At 50.1% G+C, this 21,431-nt stretch carries 6 protein-coding genes; 5 read left to right on the top strand and 1 reads right to left on the bottom strand.

The features are described from left to right. Positions 1 to 311: 311 nt before the first annotated feature. Genes J8Z22_RS12065 through J8Z22_RS12055 form a run of 3 tightly spaced genes read left to right on the top strand, consistent with a single transcriptional unit; the run spans position 312 to position 5,429 of the window. Positions 312 to 1,949 (top strand): ABC transporter transmembrane domain-containing protein, encoded by a 1,638-nt coding sequence (locus J8Z22_RS12065; protein WP_252006578.1) that lies wholly within the window; start codon positions 312 to 314, stop codon positions 1,947 to 1,949. Beyond that, the gene (locus J8Z22_RS12060; RefSeq protein ID WP_252006577.1) at positions 1,946 to 4,123 is read left to right on the top strand and encodes a peptidase domain-containing ABC transporter; all 2,178 of its coding nucleotides are present in this window, start codon (positions 1,946 to 1,948) and stop codon (positions 4,121 to 4,123) included. The genes J8Z22_RS12065 and J8Z22_RS12060 overlap by 4 nt, the downstream gene beginning before the upstream one ends. Further along, positions 4,116 to 5,429, top strand: coding sequence for an HlyD family type I secretion periplasmic adaptor subunit (locus J8Z22_RS12055; protein WP_028111993.1), 1,314 nt, complete (start codon positions 4,116 to 4,118; stop codon positions 5,427 to 5,429). Before J8Z22_RS12060 ends, J8Z22_RS12055 begins: the two co-directional genes overlap by 8 nt. 114 nt (positions 5,430 to 5,543) lie before the next feature. Here J8Z22_RS12055 and J8Z22_RS12050 read toward each other — a convergent pair whose 3' ends face one another. After that, positions 5,544 to 17,852: a VCBS domain-containing protein gene (locus J8Z22_RS12050; RefSeq protein WP_252006576.1), complete on the bottom strand. Its 12,309-nt coding sequence runs from the start codon at positions 17,850 to 17,852 to the stop codon at positions 5,544 to 5,546. A gap of 532 nt (positions 17,853 to 18,384) precedes the next feature. Here J8Z22_RS12050 and J8Z22_RS12045 point away from each other — a divergent pair. Then, positions 18,385 to 19,287, top strand: coding sequence for a LysR family transcriptional regulator (locus tag J8Z22_RS12045; RefSeq protein WP_252006575.1), 903 nt, complete (start codon positions 18,385 to 18,387; stop codon positions 19,285 to 19,287). Positions 19,288 to 19,621: 334 nt separating this feature from the next. After that, the gene (locus J8Z22_RS12040; RefSeq protein WP_028114905.1) at positions 19,622 to 21,313 is read left to right on the top strand and encodes a sodium:alanine symporter family protein; all 1,692 of its coding nucleotides are present in this window, start codon (positions 19,622 to 19,624) and stop codon (positions 21,311 to 21,313) included. Positions 21,314 to 21,431: the final 118 nt, after the last annotated feature.

Raw genomic sequence — 21,431 nt, 5'->3', positions numbered from 1 at the left:
GCTTTCCTTGGCTTAGCTGATCATCTGGTGCGCAGGCATACCTAGTCTTATGACGTTGTTCATCGCTTTGTTGCCAGCCAACGCGACTCCTCGATTGATGGTCACAGGATCAGATCAACCAACAGGCCGATGTTTGCTGGGGGTGGTTCAACATCGCCCTTAATAGAGATAACACGCGATTTTGGCGGTAAGGTTTGATCGAAACAACAAAATTTAGCGATGTGTTTAAATTAAATTAAATCAGCATCTTATCTTGCATAACCACGTGGAATGTACCAATCTTATTTCATGAGCATGGATAAGGATTGTGTATGCCTGTAACGTCATTAAAAAACAAAGGGGTAGTGAGGAAAGCCTTAGTGCCTTCTTTGCTTATTAACCTCTTGTCATTAGCCGTTCCATTAACGGTTCTCCAGATCTACGATCGCATTCTTCCCAATCACAGTTATGGTACTGCCACACTGCTTTTAGCAGGGGCGACACTCGCGGTAGCCATGGAAGCGCTCATACGTTTTGTTCGTACCTGGCTTTTGTCAGCGGCGGCTAGCAATACCGAAAAAGCGACTTACCAAACCTTGGTTGAAAGGGTGACGACTGCATCTTCAGCTCACCTTCGCCAGCTCGGTGTGGGTGGTGTCGAAGAGGGGCTAGGATCGGTATCCAAAGTTAAGGACTGGTATTCTGGTGGGATAATCTCTGGCTTTATCGATTTGCCTTTTGCACTGATCTTTTTGGGGTTGGTGGCCTATATCGGCGGTGAGCTAGTGGCGATTCCTTTGGCAGTTTGGCTCATCACGCTCGGCATTGTTTGGCTTTCTTCTGTTCGCGTTAAAAGCTTAAGTGAAGAAGCGTCTAAAGATGAACAGGAGAGAAAAGCTTTCTTGATTATTCTTAGCCAGACCATTCAGGGTATTAAACGTCAGGCTGTTGAGTCTCGAATTTTTAATCAGTTTAAATCGCTTAATAATGTCCGCGCCCAATCTAAAGCTCGGGAAGAAGAGCAGAGTGCTTTCGCTCAAGAGTGTATTCAGCTTGCGGCACTTGCGACTTCCGTTTTGCTGGTGATTACCGGCAGCTTGTGGGTATTGGATGGTCAATTAACCACTGGTGGATTAGCGGCATGTTCTATCTTATCAGGCAGAGCAGTGGCACCGTTAAGCGCTTTGGTTGGGATTCGCATAAAGCTTAATTCGATACACAGTGCTAACCAGGCCATAGAAAAGTTGGATGATTTATCACTACCTGAGTATTCAGGTTCTGAGCTTAATTTGTCTGACTTTAAGACTTTGGAAATCAAGCAAGCAACGGTTGAACGATACGGTGAACTCGCTCGTGCGGATGTGATGCTAAACAAAGGCGAATTGGTGTTGTTAGAGAGTGAAGATCGCCATACCAATAGTCACCTATTGTCTTCGATAGCAGGGATTGATGACTTGGCCGCGGGTCAATGCCTAATTAATGGCAAAGCCGTTTCCATTGCATCTGTCGCTCAAGTGACAGCTTACTGCGGTGTGAAAGGGCAATTGGTCTCGGGCACGATTTTGGACAACTTATGTGGCTTTGACCCTGAGAGAACGCAAAGCGCCAATGATTATGCTAAGCGCTTGGGATTAACCAAAGAAATTACGCGTTTACCTGATGGGTTAGAAACACAAATTGGCCATACGAGTGCGTCATTGTTGAGTATGGGCAACGTGAAGATGCTCAATATCGCGGCTCAATTAGCGAGTGACAAACCCGTTATCATGCTAGAAAGACCGGATTCTTCGCTGGACCTCAATGCACTCGGTAATCTGGTTAAAGTGTTACAAGACGAAGTGTTGGCAGGACGCACGATACTGATGGTGAGCTATCATGGCAAACTTCGCGAATTGGCGAGTCGAACGATAACTGTGGAAAGCGGTTCGATGACCGAAGTAAGTACAAATCAGCAGGAGGCTATTGCATGAATCGTTTAGATGCGAGTCGCCATACAGAAACAGACAATCAACACGAGGCGATGAACCGACTGGAAGCTGAAAGCCTTTCTGTTCTCAAGGAGCTGGAGGTAAATGCGAATATCCAACTGTTTGCCCAGCAATGGGTCGATGAGAATGGCATTGAATCACTAGACGATGTGTTTTCCCTGTTTGATCGGCTTGCATTGCCCTATCGGTTAGTGGCTAACCTCGATGAGGTAGGCGAGCACAAATTAGTTTTGCTGGTTCTTGGGGAAACTGAATTGGTTTCTGGCCATTTAGAGTCAAAACAGTTTGTTGCTGTTGATGGCAATGCAGAGGTTGCTGACATTCCTCAATTTTGCATTGTGATAGAAGGAGAGCCATTGGAGAAGGCCTCTCCTGACTGGGTCGGTGAACGGCTACACGCCTTTCGTCCTATCATTCCTAAATTGCTCTTGGTCAGCTTTATTACCAATCTGTTTGCTCTCGCAGTGCCATTCATCACGATGTCGATCTATGACCATGTTATCGGTGGTGATGCTGGGCACGAACTGCAAGGCATTGCCATTGGGGCAGCCTTGTTGTTTGTGATGATGGGTTGGCTTAGAACATTGCGTAGTCGTGTGTTTGCGTCAGTATCCAACCGAGTCAGTCGTGAAATATCTCAATCTCTGGTTCAACGCCTACTAAAAAATAGTTATGCTCAAAACCAGCAAACGGCCTCCTCTAGTCAGCAAAACCAAGTGATGTTGTCCGAACGTATTTCAGGAGTGTTATCTGGACCACTCGGTAATGCGTTGTTTGACTTGCCTTTCATTGCCATTTTTGTACTGGCAATAGGTGTTTTGGGGGGATGGTTGGTATTGGTTCCTATCGTTTCTTTAGTTTTATATTACCTGTTAGCAAAGCGGGCGATACGCTCAAGCGGTAAATGCGCTATGCAATCGACGGTTGCAGGAACTAATCGTCAAAATATGACCAATGAGTTGTCATCTAAGCTTACCTTTATTCGTAGTGCTGGGTTTTCAGAGTACTGGATCCAACGATTCCAAAAGGCCAACCTGCTTGCCTCTAAGGTGGCGTTCAATCAATCGGTTCTGCAGAGTCGCTATACCTCGATGTATTACTTTATTGGTGTGGGTTCAACGTTGGCCGTGATGGGGTTGGGTATTGGGCTCATTTTTGAACAAGTGATGACGCCGGGTGGCTTGATTGCATCAATGATGCTGATATCCAAAGTGACGGGGCCTGCACAGGTGTTGGCAAACAGCGCGATGCGTTTTAATAGCTTTAATCAATCCAAACTGCAGGTGAATCGCATTCTGTCTCAGCCGTCTGAACGTGAATTTAGCTACCAGCATCACCCACTGCCAACGGTCGCACCGAATTTGAAGTTAGATCAGGTGACTCTCCGTTACCCTAAGCAGAGTCGCCCTGCATTGAACGGAGTCAGTTTTGATGTTGAAGCTGGCGATATTGTGGCGATCACTGGCCCCTCAGGAAGTGGTAAATCGACATTGATTGAAGTGTTGTCGGGGTTACAGGCTATTCAAAACGGCATGGTAGAACTGAAAGGGGTAAATCTTGCTCAGTACGACCCGCAGCTTTATCGTCACTGGTGTTTCATTCGAGCAGCTTATCCTGATTTGCTTACCTTGAGTATTCGAGAGTGGTTGAGCGATGGACATAAAGTTGAAGAGCAAAAAATGATCTCTGCGATCGAAATGGTCGGAGGTAAGCGCTGGTTCTCCACATTACCAGATGGACTGGATACTTCGATAAGCAGCATTCAACCGGATAGCCTGTTTGATATGTTATCAGGCACAGTCGCTCAGATTCTCATTGATGCGAAAGCCTTGGTTTATGACTACCCAATGTTCCTAATGGATAATCCGGTGCCTGATGCCCATCCCAATGCCAAGCGTGTATTTGGTGAGTTTTTGGCGGCAAAAAAAGGAAAAGCAACGGTGATCTATTCATCGCATGATCCTGATTTGATTAAGCTTGCTGATAAGGTCGTGGTACTGGATGAGGGGGCAGTCGTTTATGCTGGCCCATTAGAGCAGCCTTCAGAACCCCAATCGACTCGGGAGCAACCGTTATCCCAGGGGCAATCGTTATCTAAGGCGCAGCAACCAGCACCAGATAAACCAGAGTCAAAGCAAGGAGTCGCTAATGGCTAAACACCCTATTGAGACCGGCAAGCGTTACGGTGAGCTTGTTGAATCACAAAATACGGCTCGTACATTGGCACTGGCGACATGGTCTGTTGCCTTATGTATCGCTGCTTTTGTCACCTGGTCGGTGGTTACTCAAGTTGATGAAATCGCTAAAGCAAAGGGCGCAGTGATTCCGGAAGGGGAAAAGCAAGTATTACAAAGTGCAATCGGTGGCAAGTTAAAGCAAATTCTCGTCAAAGAAGGTCAATTGGTCGAGAAAGGGCAACCGCTTGTTGAATTTGATGCTACGTTCCAGCGCACGGCCCTTGAAGAATTGAAATCTCAACAAGTGACCTTGCTTGCCAGTATCGAGCGTATGAACGCTTTATTGGATAACCGTGAACCGAATTTTGGGGAATTTGAAATTGATTTCCCAGAGATCGTTAGCCAACAAAAGGCGCAGCTGAATGCTCAGAAAGGGCTTTACTATCAAAAACGCATTGTGCTGGAAAAGGACAGTGAGCAGATCGCTGAGCAGCTGCGTGTCGTAGAAAAGTCTCTACCTAGCTATGAGAAAGAACTGAATGCCACTAAACAAGAGCTGAACCTGTTGGAAAAAGGCTACAAAGCCGGGAACATCTCTCGTTTACGTGTGCTTGAAATGAGCCAAAAGCTGGCCAGTATTGAGCAAAAAATAGAAGAAACCCGCGGTAAGAAGTCGGTTTTCATCAAGCAGGCAGACAGCAATGAGCAAAAAATCGCCCAACTTCTTGCCGAGGCAAAAGCCAAAGTGAGTGACGATCGATCCAAAGCGGTATCTGATTTATCTGCGCTGAATGCAAGGGTGCGTTCAAGCCAAGCGAAATTGACCAACACCATGTTAGTGTCGCCACTACAAGGCTTGGTACAAAGCCTGCCAAGTACACAGAACGGTGGCGTTATTCAACCGGGCGGGACAGTGGTTGAGATTGTTCCTGTCGGCGGTAAAGCGGATTTTAAAGCTCGCTTATCACCGAGAGACATTGGTTTCGTGAACGTAGGCCAGCCAACTCGAATCAAGATTGATGCATTTGATTACAGCCGTTTTGGTGCGTTAAAAGGGGAGGTTGAAAGTATTTCACCGACCACAAGCCAAAGTGAACGCGGTGAAATCTATTATGAAGTGGTGGTGTCTGTTGAAACGCCATACTTCCGTGATAACCCTGAGAGCTTTTCTATTCTTCCCGGTATGACTGGTGAGGTGGATATCACTACCGGCGAGAAGTCAGTGTTCCAATACCTTTGGAAGCCGATCTACACCAACATCAGCGTTGCCTTTGGAGAAAGGTAATTCAAAAAATTGCAGACGTTTCTCTGTTCCAATCGGCGCGGGTAACCATCATTAACAAGGGAGCACATAGCGTGCTCCCTTTTGTTTTACTCCATTAATACTAACTACCAACCATTAGTTATTTGGGTCTATGTCGGGTAGCCCATCTAAGTCATTATGGTGGTGTTTATCACTATCTTGGTTGTGATCAGTGGTCGCATCATGGTGTTGTATTGCATCCGACGTATCCAAGTGCGCTTGGTCGTAATCTAGCGCATGCTGTTGGTCGACTTGTGCAAGCACGATGTCCATGTCTGCGGGTTGATCGTGACCAGTGGTAGGTGACGCATTCGGCTGAATACCGAGAGCATCCAAATAAGCCGCTGAACCTTGGCGGTCAGTTTTCTGATCTGGCTCTAGATGAGAATGCTGAGAGAGATCGAGAGAACTCTCATCGCTTAGCGTAACCGTAAAGTCCTCGTGAGACGCAATTTCAGGCTCGTCATGCTGAACTGGCGGTGGTGGTGGAGCAGGGTGAGGTGTATGGACAATAGGTGTGATCGTCATATCAACCACCTCAGTTCCAATCGTAAGTTTACCGCTATGCCCTGGTCCATGACTGAGTATCTGAACATTTACGTGGGCAACCACTTCATCCTGATTTGTCCCTTGAAGCGCGACTTCAAATTTATCCTCATGCTGGCCAGTACCCGAAGCACTACCATGTGGTCCCGTGTGGACTTGGGCTTGCTCCTGGTAATGTAAATGACCGGTTTGAGGATCAATGGTTAAAGTTCCATATTGCCCATGATGGCTTGTTACATACTGACCATTGGCTAGATGGATACGCCAGCCGTTTTGTGCCGATGGAACAGGCGTTTGAGATGGGGCAAGAGGCGGAACACCAAGGGTAGCGGACACTTGATGGCTTCCCGATGGCGGTTTAACAACGATCGGTTCTGGGATTGCACTGGCGGCAACACCTTGGCTGCCCGCTGTATTTCCGTGTTCGTCAGTCATGGTGACTTGTACTTGAGAGCCAGGGCTAACCTCAATTTGTAATCCATGCTGGAGCGTATGGGCATCCAGTACGTGATCTTGTCCATTAACAACGAGGTGTTCACCAACCTTAGCATCGCCCGGTGGGGTAATTGTCGCGGTGACTGTATTGGGGTGTCCGTGGGCAATTTCAGCCTTGCTGTAAAGGCCATCCGGTCCAGGGTTTTCAAAGGTAATTGTCGGTAGGTTAACTTGAGTATCAACGCTGAATACCTGGGAACCTGTCGTTGCACTACCAACATTTCCGACGGCATCGGTTGTTATTACTGTGGCTTCTATTGAGTGTATCGAGCCAGCCTGACCATTTGCATAGCTAGTATGAATATTGGCATGTTCCAATACGCTACCAGCCACAGAAATCGAAAAGTGTCCACTCGCATCAACTGAGCCGGTAAGCGATGAAATGGTTGCACCGTTTATCTTCAAACGGACTATGTCACCAGGGTGGTAATCGCCAGTTACTGTGCCCGTTATCGAGATAGTTTGACCAGACTCAAGAGCATTGAGCACGTTATCCTGTGTCACTGAGTCAACAGCAATATGTGGGATCGGACGTTGCGTATCAATTAGCAGATGGGTCGAAATACGAGGCGTTGAATTACCTGCCGTATCAACAGTACCCACCTGGATTGGGTAATCGCGATCAGTCGCCAATATACGTTGATGTTCAGAAGCATTTAAGGTCAATGACCATGTACCATCCGATTTTACGGTCGCATCATAAAAATGATTATTACCTACAACGACATAGACAACATCTCCAGGCGCTATATTAGAGGTCGTCCCGGTGATCACCAGTGGCTGATTGTTTTCGGCCGCGTTTAACGCATTATCTTGTGATATTGGATTCACCGTGACTGTGCCTGGAGTGGTGTCTAAGGTGAAACTAAAGTGTGTTGCTGGAGATACGTTGCCAGCGATATCAGTCTGTCTTACCTGTAGGTCATTCACCCCCTCGACTGGATTAAACACAGCTGTCCAGGTGTGTCCGCCGTCATTCGAGTATTCTACTCTTGCACCGGCTTCCGTCTGAATGGAAAGCTGTGAGTCTTTGGTGATCGAGTCTGGTGTGTTGATTGAGTGTCGCCCAGTATCGTTGTGCAGTGAGACAGCGGGGGCGTTTATCGTATTATCTAGAGTGAAGCTCATCGAAGTGCCGGCCGACACATTTCCCGCGGTATCAATCTGTCTCACGCTGACTGTATTCGAGCCTTGTTGTGGGGTGAAGCTAGACGTCCATGTGTGTCCGTTGTCCGTCGAATACTCAACGGTTGCGCCTGCCTCTTGCCCAGTGATTGTCAACGAGCCATCGTTAGTGACCAAATCAGTCGAGTTGCTTCCTGTGTCATGGGTTAATGACACTTGCAGTGGCGCAATGCCAGTATCAACATGCAGTGAAAGGATTGATGATGTTGCCGGTAAAACTGAACAAGGAGCCAGTGCTTTGGCGGAAAGATTATGATCGCCATTCGATAAACTGCTCACCGCTACACCATATTGCCCCGAGCCATCAGACACCGCATGTCCAATAGGTGTGGAGCCATCATAAACGGTGACTTGTGAGTAAGGAATATCCGTGTGTCCAGTGATTGTTGGTGTGCTGTCCTTAGTGAGGTTATCGGTATCAGAGAGACCAGTGTCACTCGATGCTGCTAAGTCGACAGTGACTGCATTCGTGGGCGGAGAGTTTGTCCCGGTTGGTAAACTTGGTTGCGTGGTGGTGACCAATGGATTGGCAGGCACTGAAGTTGAAATCGTCGGTGATTGTCCTGGTACAACGGAAACGTGACCGTTGGCATCAAACGTGATGAACCTCGACGACTCACCACCATGATTGTCGGCCACTTTTACTTCAAATACATCGGTGCCATGGTAGGTGTGCGTCGCTGAGTTATAACTCATTCCCGCAACCGAACCATTGCCCGTGTATACATAAGCGCCTGAATCCGGGTCGACCGATAGCGAACCGAATTGCCCGGTTGAACTGACGACAGAGAAGGTGTGAGTGTCATTCACGTCAACATCGGTCTCGGTAAGCGTACCAGTTGTTGGTGTTGTCTGAGTTACCGATAAAACAGGGGCATCGTTGGTGCCATTAATTGTGAGAGTAATAACATGTGGCGTTCCATCTTTGGAATGGATAGTGACGCTATCCGTGAGGGTCTCACCTGCGCCTAAGCTCTGTACTTCAGGCTTACGGTTATCGATGTAATAGTGCCATCTGCCCTGTTGATCGATTTCTAACTCACCACCAAGTACGGATTGGTAAGGTGCCCAATTAGGATGTGAGGGAGCGTTGATAAGCGTGTGGTAGTCAAAGCCTGATTCTCCAGCATCTGGATCGATGGCCGTAAGCTGCCCCTGAGCTTTTAATTTACTGGAGTAGTTGCCTTGTACAGAAGGGTGAACATTTTTATCTTCTGTGACAGAGCCAGCGTCAATACCTGTGATAGTGGCAGCATCATTGACTGCGGCTAGGGAAGTGTTTGCTCCTGTATGCGTTGTTCCCCCGTGTGCATCTTTAACGTCATAAGTGAAGTGCACTTGACCATTGTAATTATGATCTGGAGTAAAGGTGAATGTGCCATCTTTATTATCGACGATTGTGCCATGATCAGCATGTAAGTTATCGATGAACAGCTTGCCAACATCATTGAGGTCGACGTCGCTAGAATTCGCTAGTAGTGCTGTTGAACTGATTACTTGAACGGAATCTTCTTGCCCTGCAGCCAGTTGTACCTGTGTCGAAACAATTGGAGCGTCATTAGTTCCGTGGATGACGGCAATGAGCTGCTGAGTTGTACCATCGGCACTTTGCACTGTAATGGTGTCTTGGATTTGCTGCCCAGCACCGAGTTGGTCTATTTTGGGATTGTTGTTATCTGCCCTAAATAGCCACTGTCCAGAGGCATGAAGAATGAACTGGCCCACATTGTTGTCACCATTGACCCAAGTTCCGGTTGATTGTGCGTTGGTGGTGCCTGATGCTCCTGTTGGAATAAAGAAATTTTGACCTGAATCAGGGTCATGCACGTGCAGGGTCATCGAATCGGAAGACAACATATGACCGCTCACTCTGACATCCTCAGTGACGTGAGAACGGTCTTCGGTAGTCAATTGCCCGCTGATTTGTGCAGCATCGCTAACCGCGTCGATATGCAGTGTGTTGGTGGCTTCTTGTGAGTCGACCTGTCCGTCATTAACGGTGAACTTAAATTGAACATCGCCGTTAAAATCCGTAGCAGGCACAAACTGAAGCTTAGCGATATCGGCAGTAGCAATACTCTGACCGGCGGTGATGTCGTGGCCATCGAGTACGAATTTACCTTGGGCTGCTGGTGGCAGATCAGTGATGGCGATTGAGTGCAGGGTATCGCCGGTATCGATGTCGGTGAACCCGAACTGACTCGCCTGCATTTGATAGTGTGTATCTTCTGTGCCGTGGGCAAGAGTGGTTGCCGACACGGTTGGTATATCATTGGTCCCTACGATCTTAATATCAATGACATGCGAATCACCACCAACAGTATGTACGTTGTATTGAACGTGTTCTTCTTGACCTGCGGCGAGTTGCTGAATTTGGCTGTTGTTAACGGTATAGGTCCAAGAGCCATCTTTGGCTATATGAAGGCCACCGTGAACACCACTGTTAAATGGGTCATGGCGTTTGCCCACATCCGGTGAGAATGCAGATTGGTCGTGGTCAGGATCCAGGGCACTCAGTTTACCTGATATCATCTCGACAGGCGTTGAAGAGCCATCTTCATGGACATCGGGATTCGATGTAACAGATATCGTTGCCTGGTCATTACTTCCTTGAACCAGCACTTCAATATGTTTGGTTGCGGTTGAGCCGTCAGTCGATGTCGCTGTGATATCAAAGCCCTCTGCTTTGGTCTCACCTTGTTGTAGCGCATTGGCCTTTGAGTGGTCCAGGTCATAATGCCATTGGCCATTACTATCCACATGAAGCGTACCGTAGGCGCCGGTAGAATCGCCCGCGCTGAACGTGACGGAATCTTTACTGTCGGAATCGTGCGCGACTAGGGTGCCTGAAATAGAGGTGATCTTATCTTCAACGGCCGTTCCTAATGCAGCCGTTAACGCATCAGGCGTATCAATGATCACATGATCATCGGTGCCTACGATTTTGGCTGTCAGCGGGATTCGCGTCCCATCCGCTGTGATCAGTGTGATGGTATCCGTCAATGATTCGCCATGACTCAGTGATTGAACCTCAGCGTGACTATTATTCGCACTGTAGCTCCATTTATCGTGGCCATCGGTTGAATGAGTGAAGTTGAAGGTACCGTGCACGCCTGCAAGATTCATAGCGAAATTTGCGGGTACCCTGTGCTTAACACCGTTGACTTCTATTTGAGTAACTTTTGCCTCTGATGGTGAGTCAATGTCTTGAATAGCAAGGTTTTTCCAACCTGACCATAGTCCATTGGTGCTCGTACCTGATTTTAGATGGTCTTCAGTTACAAAATTGGACGTTTGTGTCGATTGCAGTGTGGCAGCATCATTGCTCGGCAACAGCGTTGTAGAAGCGCCTGTATGAGTAACCCCACCATGTGCATCTTTTACGTCATAAGTGAAGTGCACCTGACCGTTGTAATTATGGTCTGGCGTGAAGGTGAATGTGCCATCTTTGTTGTCGACGACAGTGCCGTGATCCGCATGTAAGTTGGCGATAGAGAGTTGCCCAGCGTCGTTAGTATCAACGTCTACGGTATTGGCTAGCAACTCGGTTGTTGTGATGGTTTGTGCGAGGTCTTCTTTTCCGCTGTTGAGCTGAACTTCTGAAGAGCAGTACGGGCGGTCATTGTCGCCATGAATGGTGATATGAATGTCGTGAGTAGTGCCATCAGCCGATTTGACGGTGACAGTATCCGTAATGGACTCTCCTTGACCGAGATGATCTATCTTTCTACCCGTTGCGTCTTGGCCTATGGACGCATAGTAGCTCCAATCGCCGTTACTCTGAAGTATCACATGTCCGTGTGTACCTTGGTAAGTGCCTGTTTGAGCATGGCTTTCACCGGAGTCTGGATCAACAATGTTCAAATGACCATCCGTGTGTATTTCATCGTTCCATAATTTACCGATGTTTCCATGCATATGATCTGGTGAACGATCATCGACGTAGCCGCCAGACATTGTACCGTCTGGTGCCGTATAGGTATGTCCTTCCTGAACATCCCCAGTATCGCTGCCAGTGAACTGTGCAGTGTCGCTAACCGCGTCAATATGCAGTGTGTTGGTGGCTTTTTGTGAATCGACATGTCCGTCATTAACGGTGAACTTAAATTGAACGTCACCGTTAAAATCCGTTGTAGGCACAAACTGAAGCTTAGCGATATCGGCAGTAGCAATACTTTGACCTGCCGTGATGTCGTGTCCATCGAGTACAAACTTACCTTGAGCCGCTGGCGGCAGATCTGTGATGGCGATTGAATGCAGCGTATCGCCAGTGTCGACATCAGTGAAACCGAACTGACTCGCCTGCATTTGATAGTGTGTATCTTCTGTGCCGTTGCTGAGCACCACCCTGGTGACGGTGGGTGCGTCGTTGGTACCGATGACATCGATGTTCAGGTCGTAGGCGGTACCATCGAAGCTGTGTACGCGATAGGTGACCGTTTCAACTTGCCCTTGTGCTAGGTGTTGAAGAGCCGCGTTGTCGACGCTATATCCCCAATTACCCGCGCTATCAATTCGAAGCATGCCGCCAAATGGGTCGCGAATGCGAGTCTCACCAAATTGGCTGTATTGGAACTTATCTTCGCCGCTATCTGGATCAATGACTTGAAGTTGTCCATTGGCAAGCTCTGTTGTGGTGCCGTTGTTGTGGGTCGCATGTGATCCATCCTCAATAACACTTCCAGTGGTTACCTCAGAGATAATGGCTTTGTCTGGGGTTGCTACAAGAGAGGTATTTGCGCCAGTGTGTGTGGTACCACCATGAGCGTCTTTCACATCATAAGTGAAGTGGACGCTGCCGTTGTAGTTATGGCTTGGAGTGAAGGTGAAGGTCCCATCGTGGTTATCTTGAATCGAGCCATGATCAGCATGCAAATTCGCGATGGTGAGCTTACCTGTATCGTTGGCGTCTACGTCAACAGTATTTGCCAATAACTCGGTTGCTGTAATGGTTTGAGCCAGGTCTTCTTTGCCTGAATTGAGCTGTACTTCAGAAGCGCAGTAAGGTCGGTCGTTGCTACCGTGAATAGTAATGACAATATCGTGCGTTGTGCCATCTTTTGAATACACGGTAATGGTGTCAGTCAGGGTTTGATTTTCACCAAGCTGGTCAATGGTTGTGCCAACGGTTGTTTTGCGATTACCAACCCAATCAACACTTCCCGCGGTAACATGGTAATGCCAAGTGCCATCAGTATTTAATAGTAAATGTCCGTACTGACCATGATAAGAGTTATTCCAAGCGCCGCCTTTAGTATCGAATTGAGATTCATCGCTATCTGGGTCGCCAATATTCAATTTACCGTCAGCTGTTAATGCAGCCTGTCCCAGTTTCGCCATGCCTGGTTGGGCATAATCTGGGGACATGTTCTGTCCAGCATTACCTTCGGTTACGTCACCAGTGTCGACACCGCCGATAACGGCAGAGTTATTAACCCCTGTAATCGTAATTGAGAGGTTTTGTGTGCTGCTCGCATTATGTTCGTCTGTGACTGTCACGGGAACAGTCAGGGTTTTCGTGACACCTGATGCTAACGATTGATAGGTCGAGTGAGCAGGGTTGAAGCTATAACTGCCGTCCGGATTAACCACCAAACCATCAATCTGCGGTGCGCTGTACGTCAATGTCGCACCTGTATCTATATCGTGGCCAACCATTTGTCCTTTTAGAGTGCTTCCACCTTCGGTCACGGAGTGGAACTGTGCATTGATGGTTGGGGCATCGTTGGTTCCGTGAACTGTTAGCTCAATGGTGTGTGTCGTGCCATCTGCAGAACGTATAACCGCTGAATCGTGTTTAACTTCACCTTGCGCTAAGTTCTGTATATTGCGGTTGTCGAGCGTATAGGTGTAGTGGCCGTCACGCATGAGCAGTATGTGCCCACCTAATTTGGTGTCGTAGCCAATACCTTGATAGGTTTGCGGACCAATATTCGGATCAAACTGTGCTTCTCCCGCATCAGGGTCTTGGATGTTTAATCTGCCGTCGTAATGCAATTGGTAGTGGGTATCGATGTAACCACGATCTTCAGTCACTCCCCTTAAGTCTGCCTTGGTTTGTGCGTCGGTAATAATCGCGTTATCTGGAGTGGCGGTAAGGCCGAACTTAGCTTGAGTACTGACGCTACCACCATGCCCGTCAACCACATCATAAGTGAGTCGAATTTCACCATTGAAATCTTTGTCTGGCGTGAAGGTATAGGTGCCGTCTTTGTTGTCAGTCAGGCTACCGTGGGTGGCTTGAAGATTCGTCACATGCAATACATCGCGAGTATCGACATCGCTGGCATGTGTTAGTAAGTCAGAAGCCTTGATGGTGACTGGTTGATCCTCTTTTCCCGCAGGAAGCTGAGTCCACGCACTGACGATTGGTTTGTCGTTGCTACCTTGCACATCGATAACAATTTTATGAGGGACGGTCGCCCCGGCTGAATCGGTTGCGGTAATCCAGAATGATTCTGACTGATGTTCACCAGTCGCTAGCTTATCTGCCGCACCGCCGGTTGAATTATCTAGCTGATAGTGCCATTGACCATGCTGATCAATCGATAGCGTTCCCCATTGGCCTTGGGGTTGGTTGATTGCCCATGTAATGGTGTCGGACTTATCTATATCCGTCGCGATTAAACTCCCGGATGCATCAGGGGTTCCTGCCGTGTTTAAGCCCTGTTCGATGACTGCGCCACTTGAGGTGCCAGATACAACAGGGCGGTCATTGGTGCCGTTAACAGTGATGGTGATTTGATGGGGCGTGCCGTCTGCAGAGTGAACGGTGATGGTGTCGGTGGCCGCCGCGCCTTTGCCCAAGGCTTGCACAGCGGGGTTGGGGTTATCGAGATCGTAGGTCCAGCTGCCATTATCTTTGAGGTGGAGGGTACCAAACGCGCCTGCAACATCGGTATTGGAGAACTGCGCTTCGCCAGTATCGACGTCAGTAATCGTCAATTTGCCGGATGTTTGCAATTGAGACTCTTCGCTGACTGCGCCGGAGCTAATGCCAGCAATGATGGCTTTGTCGTTGGTGCCGTTAACTGTAATCGTCACTTGATGGGGAGTGCCGTCTGCAGAGTGAACGGTGATGGTGTCGGTGGCAGTCGAGCCTTTGCCCAAGGCTTGAACGGTTGGGTTGGTGTTATCAAGATCGTACGTCCAAGTACCATTATCTTTGAGGTGGAGCGTACCTAAAGCGCCTGCAACATCGGTATTGGAGAAATGCGCTTCGCCTGTATCGACGTCAGTGACCGTCAGCGTTCCGGATGTTTGCAATTGAGATTCTTCGGTGACAGCGCCTGAGCTAGTACCAGCAATGATGGCTTTGTCGTTGGTGCCGTTAACCGTAATCGTCACTTGATGGGGGGTACCGTCCGCAGAATGAACGGTGATGGTGTCAGTAGCTGTTTTGTTGGCGCCCAAGGCTTGCACGGCGGGGTTGGTGTTATCGAGATCGTAGGTCCAGCTGCCATTGTCTTTGAGGTGGAGGGTACCAAACGAGCCTACGATATTGGTATTGGAGAACTGCGCTTCGCCTGCATCGACGTCAGTGACCGTCAGCGTTCCGGATGTTTGCAATTGAGACTCTTCGCTGACAGCGCCGGAGCTTGTGCCAGCAATGATGGCTTTGTCGTTGGTGCCGTTAACCGTAATCGTCACTTGATGGGGTGTGCCGTCCGCAGAATGAACGGTGATGGTGTCAGTAGCTGTTTTGTTGGCGCCCAAGGCTTGCACGGCGGGGTTGGTGTTATCGAGATCGTAGGTCCAGCTGCCATTGTCTTTGAGGTGGAGGGTACCAAACGAGCCTACGATATTGGTATTGGAGAACTGCGCTTCGCCAGTATCGACGTCAGTGACCGTCAACGTTCCGGATGTTTGCAATTGAGACTCTTCGGTGACAGCGCCTGAGCTCGTGCCAGCAATGATGGCTTTGTCGTTGGTGCCGTTAACCGTAATCGTCACTTGATGGGGCGTACCGTCTGCGGAGTGAACGGTGATGGTATCGGTGGCCGTCGCGCCTTTGCCCAAGGCTTGTACGGCTGGGTTGGTGTTATCGAGATCGTAGGTCCAGCTGCCATTGTCTTTGAGGTGGAGCGTACCTAAAGCGCCTGCAACATCGGTATTGGAGAACTGCGCTTCGCCTGCATCGACGTCAGTGACCGTCAGCGTTCCAGATGTTTGCAATTGAGACTCTTCGGTGACAGCGCCGGAGCTTGTGCCACCAATCACAGCGTTATCGTTGGTGCCGTTAACCGTAATCGTCACTTGATGGGGGGTACCGTCAGCCGAATGAACGGTGATGGTGTCGGTGGCCGCCGCGCCTGTGCCCAAGGCTTGCACGGCGGGGTTGGTATTATCGAGATCGTAGGTCCAGCTGCCATTGTCTTTGAGGTGGAGCGTACCTAAAGCGCCTGCAACATCGGTATTGGAGAACTGCGCTTCGCCAGTATCGACGTCAGTGACCGTCAACGTTCCGGATGTTTGCAATTGAGACTCTTCGCTGACAGCGCCTGAGCTCGTGCCAGCAATGATGGCTTTGTCGTTGGTGCCGTTAACCGTAATCGTCACTTGATGGGGGGTGCCGTCTGCAGAGTGAACGGTGATGGTATCGGTAGCGGTTACTCCTTTACCTAAGGCTTGCACGGCGGGGTTGGTGTTATCGAGATCGTAGGTCCAGCTGCCATTGTCTTTGAGGTGGAGGGTACCAAACGAGCCTGCAACATCGGTATTGGAGAAGTGCGCTTCGCCAGTATCGACGTCAGTGACCGTCAGCGTTCCGGATGTTTGCAATTGAGATTCTTCGGTGACAGCGCCGGAGCTTGTGCCAGCAATGATGGCTTTGTCGTTAGTGCCGTTAACCGTAATCGTCACTTGATGGGGCGTACCGTCTGCGGAGTGAACGGTGATGGTATCGGTGGCCGTCGCGCCTTTGCCCAAGGCTTGTACGGCTGGGTTGGTGTTATCGAGATCGTAGGTCCACGCTCCATTTTTCGTGATAACTAACGTACCAAAATTGCCAGTCAGTTGTGATGCCTGAAAATGATCCTCGCTAAGATCGGAGTCCGTTACTGAAAGCTGGCCTTGAACGTGCGTCGTTAAATCTTCTGTTACCGCACCCGCATCCACACCCGTAATTACGGCATTGTCGTCGTTGCCGCCAATCGTCATATCAATCGTTTGAGGCGTGCCGTCTTTGGTGTGAATAGTGAAGCTTTCGTGCAATGAAGTGGCTTCGGTTAACGCTTGGATAGTAGAGAGCGAGTTATCAACTTGATATCTCCAGCGTCCATCGGCATCGATCGTCAATGAGCCATACTTCCCAGAGATGACCTCTGGCTTCACCGAGCTTTCATTTTGATCAGGGTCTATGACATCAATTTTACCGTTCGCATGTAACAAGCCCTGTGAATCAATATTATGATCTTCCGTAACGATACCGGTTAAATCACCAGAAATCGTTGGCGTGTCTTGCTTACCCGTGACCGGAATTTGAACAATGACGCTCGAGCCATTAGAGAGATGCAACAAGAAATGGTCAGTGCCTTGTTGGTGCTGATTCAACAGGATGTAGTGAGGTGAATCTGGATTCAATACAAATGTGTATTGACCATTGGCATCGACATGGAGCTCTCCGTACGTACCTTTTATGACTTCTGGCATGAAGGTAACGGGTAAATCGGGTGTCGTAGCCCCATTCGAATGAGTGGGATGGCTGTTGCTTCCTGATGAGATGGTCGGCATCGATACCGAAGGAATGTAATGGACTTGAGGGTGAGACAGCGCCGATAAATGATGAGAGGGAACAAAGTGAGCGTGGGATCCACGGGGAGTGTGACTGGCACTTAAGGTTGAGTTTACGTCGTTGTCACTCGTTTGAGCCTCTTGATGAGTAACTGCTGATAAGTCCGTTTTTCCATGGTCGTCGATAGCATCTTTTTCTGTCACCCTATCGGCGGTTACTTGATCTGAGTTATCAGCGGAATTGCCTGCACTCTCGGCAGCAACCTGTTTAGCCAATGATGGCAGAATCATCATGAGTGATTGAAAAAGTGGGATATTAACCTTTAGGTGTGAATGCAGTCTGAGCTTCTTTTTTTTTGTTGGTTGCTTTTGTTCTAACCCGTGACTCTTCTTACCTTTGCTGGTTGCTTTTTTCCCGCTTGCCCCGACGCTTTTTTTGTTCGCCATGTTTCTCATCCGTGAATCGTGGTTGCCTGTTTTAAGTAAAATACATAGATAGAGATCTTTCTAGCTAATTCGATAATTTTTAAAGAAAAAAACTGGAGCTTGGAACGGCTCACCGTTGTAGGCATCAATGCACCAGGGCGAAAGCGTGAGCGTTTCTTGACCACCTTTCTGTACAGAAGGGCGCGGCGTTGTTGAGCAGTTCATTATCGAGAAGGCCGCTCCCAAGGGCTTTCTTCCTTGGCTTAGCGGACCATCTTCCCAGTATCCAGCGTTTGAGTGGGGTGAAATGGTCGCTTTTGCCCGCTTGCGTTGGGAAGCTTGCGTCACTCTTTGGTGTCATCGGCGTCGTCTGCAGACATTTGGCCTAACTGACCCTATCTAAATGAAACCCTTACAATGGGTTACCGGGTGGCTCCGATGTGGAGAATCGGCGCAAGATAGGGCGTCGGCCAAGAAAAGAAAAACGGTATATTTCTATCGTCACGACAAAATTCGGTTGTTACTATTTCACCACAAATGTGTGAGGTGAAAAATGGACGTAAAAGGGTTCAGAACCTTTCTGGAAGTGGCCAGAGAGCGCCACTTTGGCCGGGCGGCAGAGCGACTCAATATTACTCAGGCTGCCGTCAGTGCCCGCATCAAACAGCTGGAAGAGTATTTCGATACCACCTTGTTTGTTCGTCAACGCAACAACATCCATCTAACGTCGTCGGGAGAGCGGCTGGTCCGTTATGCCGAGGTGATGGTCAGCACCCTGCAGCAGGCCAAAGACGACCTGAAGCTGACTCATCAGGAGCAGGCTCAGCTTACCATCGCCGGTACCCCCAACATCTGGGATGCCTATCTGCAGCATTGCCTGGGAGTGATCACCGAGACCCTGACCGGTTACGCGTTTTGTGCCGACACCCTGAGTCAGGAGCAGGTGAACCGAGCGTTGTTGCAACGCACCCTGGACATGGGGATCCTGTTTGAGCCGGTGAAATCGGAACTGCTGGAGTGCCGGCAGATGACAACATTGCCACTGGTGCTGGTCAGTACCCGCAGCCAGCAACTGGAGCAGGCCCTGAATCAGGATTACGTGTATCTGGACTGGGGGGTGGCGTTTTCCCAGGAGCACGCACGCCGACACCCCAATCTCGGCGCGCCGTCGATGCGCACCTCCGGGGCCCGCATCGCCCTGGATGTGCTGCTGAGCCGGGGCGGGGCGGCCTACCTGCCGCAGTCCATGGTCCAGCCGTTTGTCGACAGTGGTCAGTTGTACCAGGTGGCTCACGAGAGCCTGATAGAGCGGCCGGTGTATCTGGCGTACCGCAAGGACAGCCCACTGTTGGACGGCATTCTCGACGTGGCCGCCAAGTTGAGTCATACCGCGCCAGCCGGCGACTTCATGCTGCAGGCGGCGGCGGATAATCCCGCTTCAGATCAGGAAAGTTGAGATTGTCGCAATTGGAGCAATACCCGCCATTTGCCGGGCTTTAGCGAGGGATTCGGCCCTCAAAGACCGGGGGCCAGCACTACCTGCTGCCTGATGGCGGTAGTCTGGCACAATGCTCAGCTTTGCCGAGTTGACCCTTCCTTGAGTCTGCCCTTTTGTTGTTGATAGTGTAGGGTCTTAACTGCTCTGTAACAGGGTGTTTCTATTGGCAAATTAAGCGGCACTCGATCGTTTTGCCCCCAAGGACAGTCAGAACCTCTGTCCGAGATAGCCCTGAAACCGATGCAGCTTTTGATGGCCTGGAGTGGCCGAACACAATAATAAGGAATTCGTTTTGCAGGCAATCAACAACTTTCTGCTGTCCCTCGACGGCATACTCGGTTCGGCCCCATGGTTCCCGTGGGTGCTGCTGGGTGTCGGTCTGTTCTTTACGCTGTACCTGGGTTTTCCGCAGATCCGCTACTTCCGCCGCGCCTGGCAGATTGTCGGTGGTAAGCACGATCATAAACGTGCTCCCGGCGATACCAGTCATTTCCAGGCCTTGTCGACGGCGCTGTCCGGCACCGTCGGTACCGGTAACATCGGTGGGGTAGGGCTGGCGATCTTCCTTGGTGGTCCGGCGGCGTTGTTCTGGATGTGGATGACCGCATTTTTGGGCATGACCACCAAGTTCGTCGAGGTGACCCTGTCCCATAAGTACCGGGAACAGACCGATGACGGCACCATGGCCGGTGGCCCGATGTATTTCATGGACAAGGCGCTGAACATGAAGTGGCTGGGGGTGATCTTCGCCCTGGCGACCATCGTCAGTTCATTCGGTACCGGTAACATGCCCCAGGTTAATAACATTGCCGTCAGCATGGAAGCCACCTTTGGCATCGCGCCGGTAATGACCGGCGGCGTGTTGTCGGTGCTGTTGGCCCTGGTGATTCTCGGCGGCATTAGCCGCATCGCCAAGGTGACCTCGACCCTGGTGCCGGCGATGTCGGTGCTGTACGTCATCGGCGCACTGTCGGTGATCGTTTTCAATATCGAAAACCTGGTGCCGTCTTTCCTGTCGGTGTTCGCCGACGCCTTTACCGGCTCTGCTGCCACCGGCGGTTTCCTGGGGGCGACCTTTGCCTACGCCTTTAACCGTGGCGTTAACCGCGGCCTGTTCTCCAACGAAGCGGGTCAAGGTAGTGCGCCCATCGCCCACGCCTCTGCTCGAGCCGATGAGCCGGTTTCCGAAGGCATGGTGTCGATTCTTGAACCCTTCATCGACACCATCATCGTCTGCACCCTGACCGGGATGGTGATTCTCTCCTCCGGGGTGTGGACCGAGAAGCATCACAACAGCTTCCAGACTGCCGACCTCGAATTCATCAGTGGCCATTACAGCGACAGCAGCGATGTGGACAAGACGGAACTGTTCCACTATCTCACCGGCGCGGACAGTGAGGTGAACGCCTACAATGGTGTCATCGTGATTCGCGATGGCGAGGCGGTAAACCAGGACTTTACCCTCATCGCCGCCCGCTCTGTGGCCGAGGACGTGCGCTATACGGTCAAGGGGTTCCCGTTCAGTGGCAACCTGGAGATCAGCAAGGGCAAGCCGTTGGATCTGGACGTGACCATCGAAGGGCGATCGCTGATTCATTCCGCCGAGTTGACCACCAAGGCCTTTACTCGAGGCTACTTCGGTGACTACGGCCAGTACGTGGTGTCCATCGGCCTGCTGCTGTTCGCCTTCTCCACCGCCATCGCCTGGTCCTACTACGGTGATCGGGCGGTGACCTACCTGTTTGGCAGTCGCTGGATTCTCACCTATCGGGTGTTTTATGTAGCGGGCTTCATGGTGGCCGCAGTGGCCGATACCACCGTTGTCTGGAATCTGGCGGCGGTGTCCATCGTGTTGATGACGCTGCCGAACCTGGTGGGGTTGCTGTTGTTGTCCAAGGAGATGAAGCAGACCGTGGCCGAATACTGGCGTACGTCGCCGGATGTGAAGCCAAAGGCCAGTAAGATCGAGTCCGCCAACGACTAGGCCGGAATCTGCCGCCATAGGGCTTTACCTTGTGCGCCGCCTCTGTAATAGTAGGCGGCGCACTGCTGTTTACGGCTTACCCCCTGTTATGCCATTGCCGTAAACTTAGACACAAAGG

The organism is Ferrimonas sp. SCSIO 43195, from assembly GCF_023716685.1.
In the GTDB taxonomy this organism is placed as follows: domain Bacteria; phylum Pseudomonadota; class Gammaproteobacteria; order Enterobacterales; family Shewanellaceae; genus Ferrimonas; species Ferrimonas kyonanensis.
Note: the sequence above shows the minus strand (reverse complement) of the source record. Positions and strands in the feature narration are given on the sequence as shown.

What these genes read in the sequence shown, in the direction of transcription:
- J8Z22_RS12045 (WP_252006575.1), top strand. Translation starts at nt 18,385, where the DNA reads ATGGACGTAAAAGGGTTCAGAACCTTTCTGGAAGTGGCCAGAGAGCGC.
- J8Z22_RS12065 (WP_252006578.1), top strand. Translation starts at nt 312, where the DNA reads ATGCCTGTAACGTCATTAAAAAACAAAGGGGTAGTGAGGAAAGCCTTA.
- J8Z22_RS12050 (WP_252006576.1), bottom strand. Translation starts at nt 17,852, where the DNA reads ATGGCGAACAAAAAAAGCGTCGGGGCAAGCGGGAAAAAAGCAACCAGC.
- J8Z22_RS12055 (WP_028111993.1), top strand. Translation starts at nt 4,116, where the DNA reads ATGGCTAAACACCCTATTGAGACCGGCAAGCGTTACGGTGAGCTTGTT.
- J8Z22_RS12060 (WP_252006577.1), top strand. Translation starts at nt 1,946, where the DNA reads ATGAATCGTTTAGATGCGAGTCGCCATACAGAAACAGACAATCAACAC.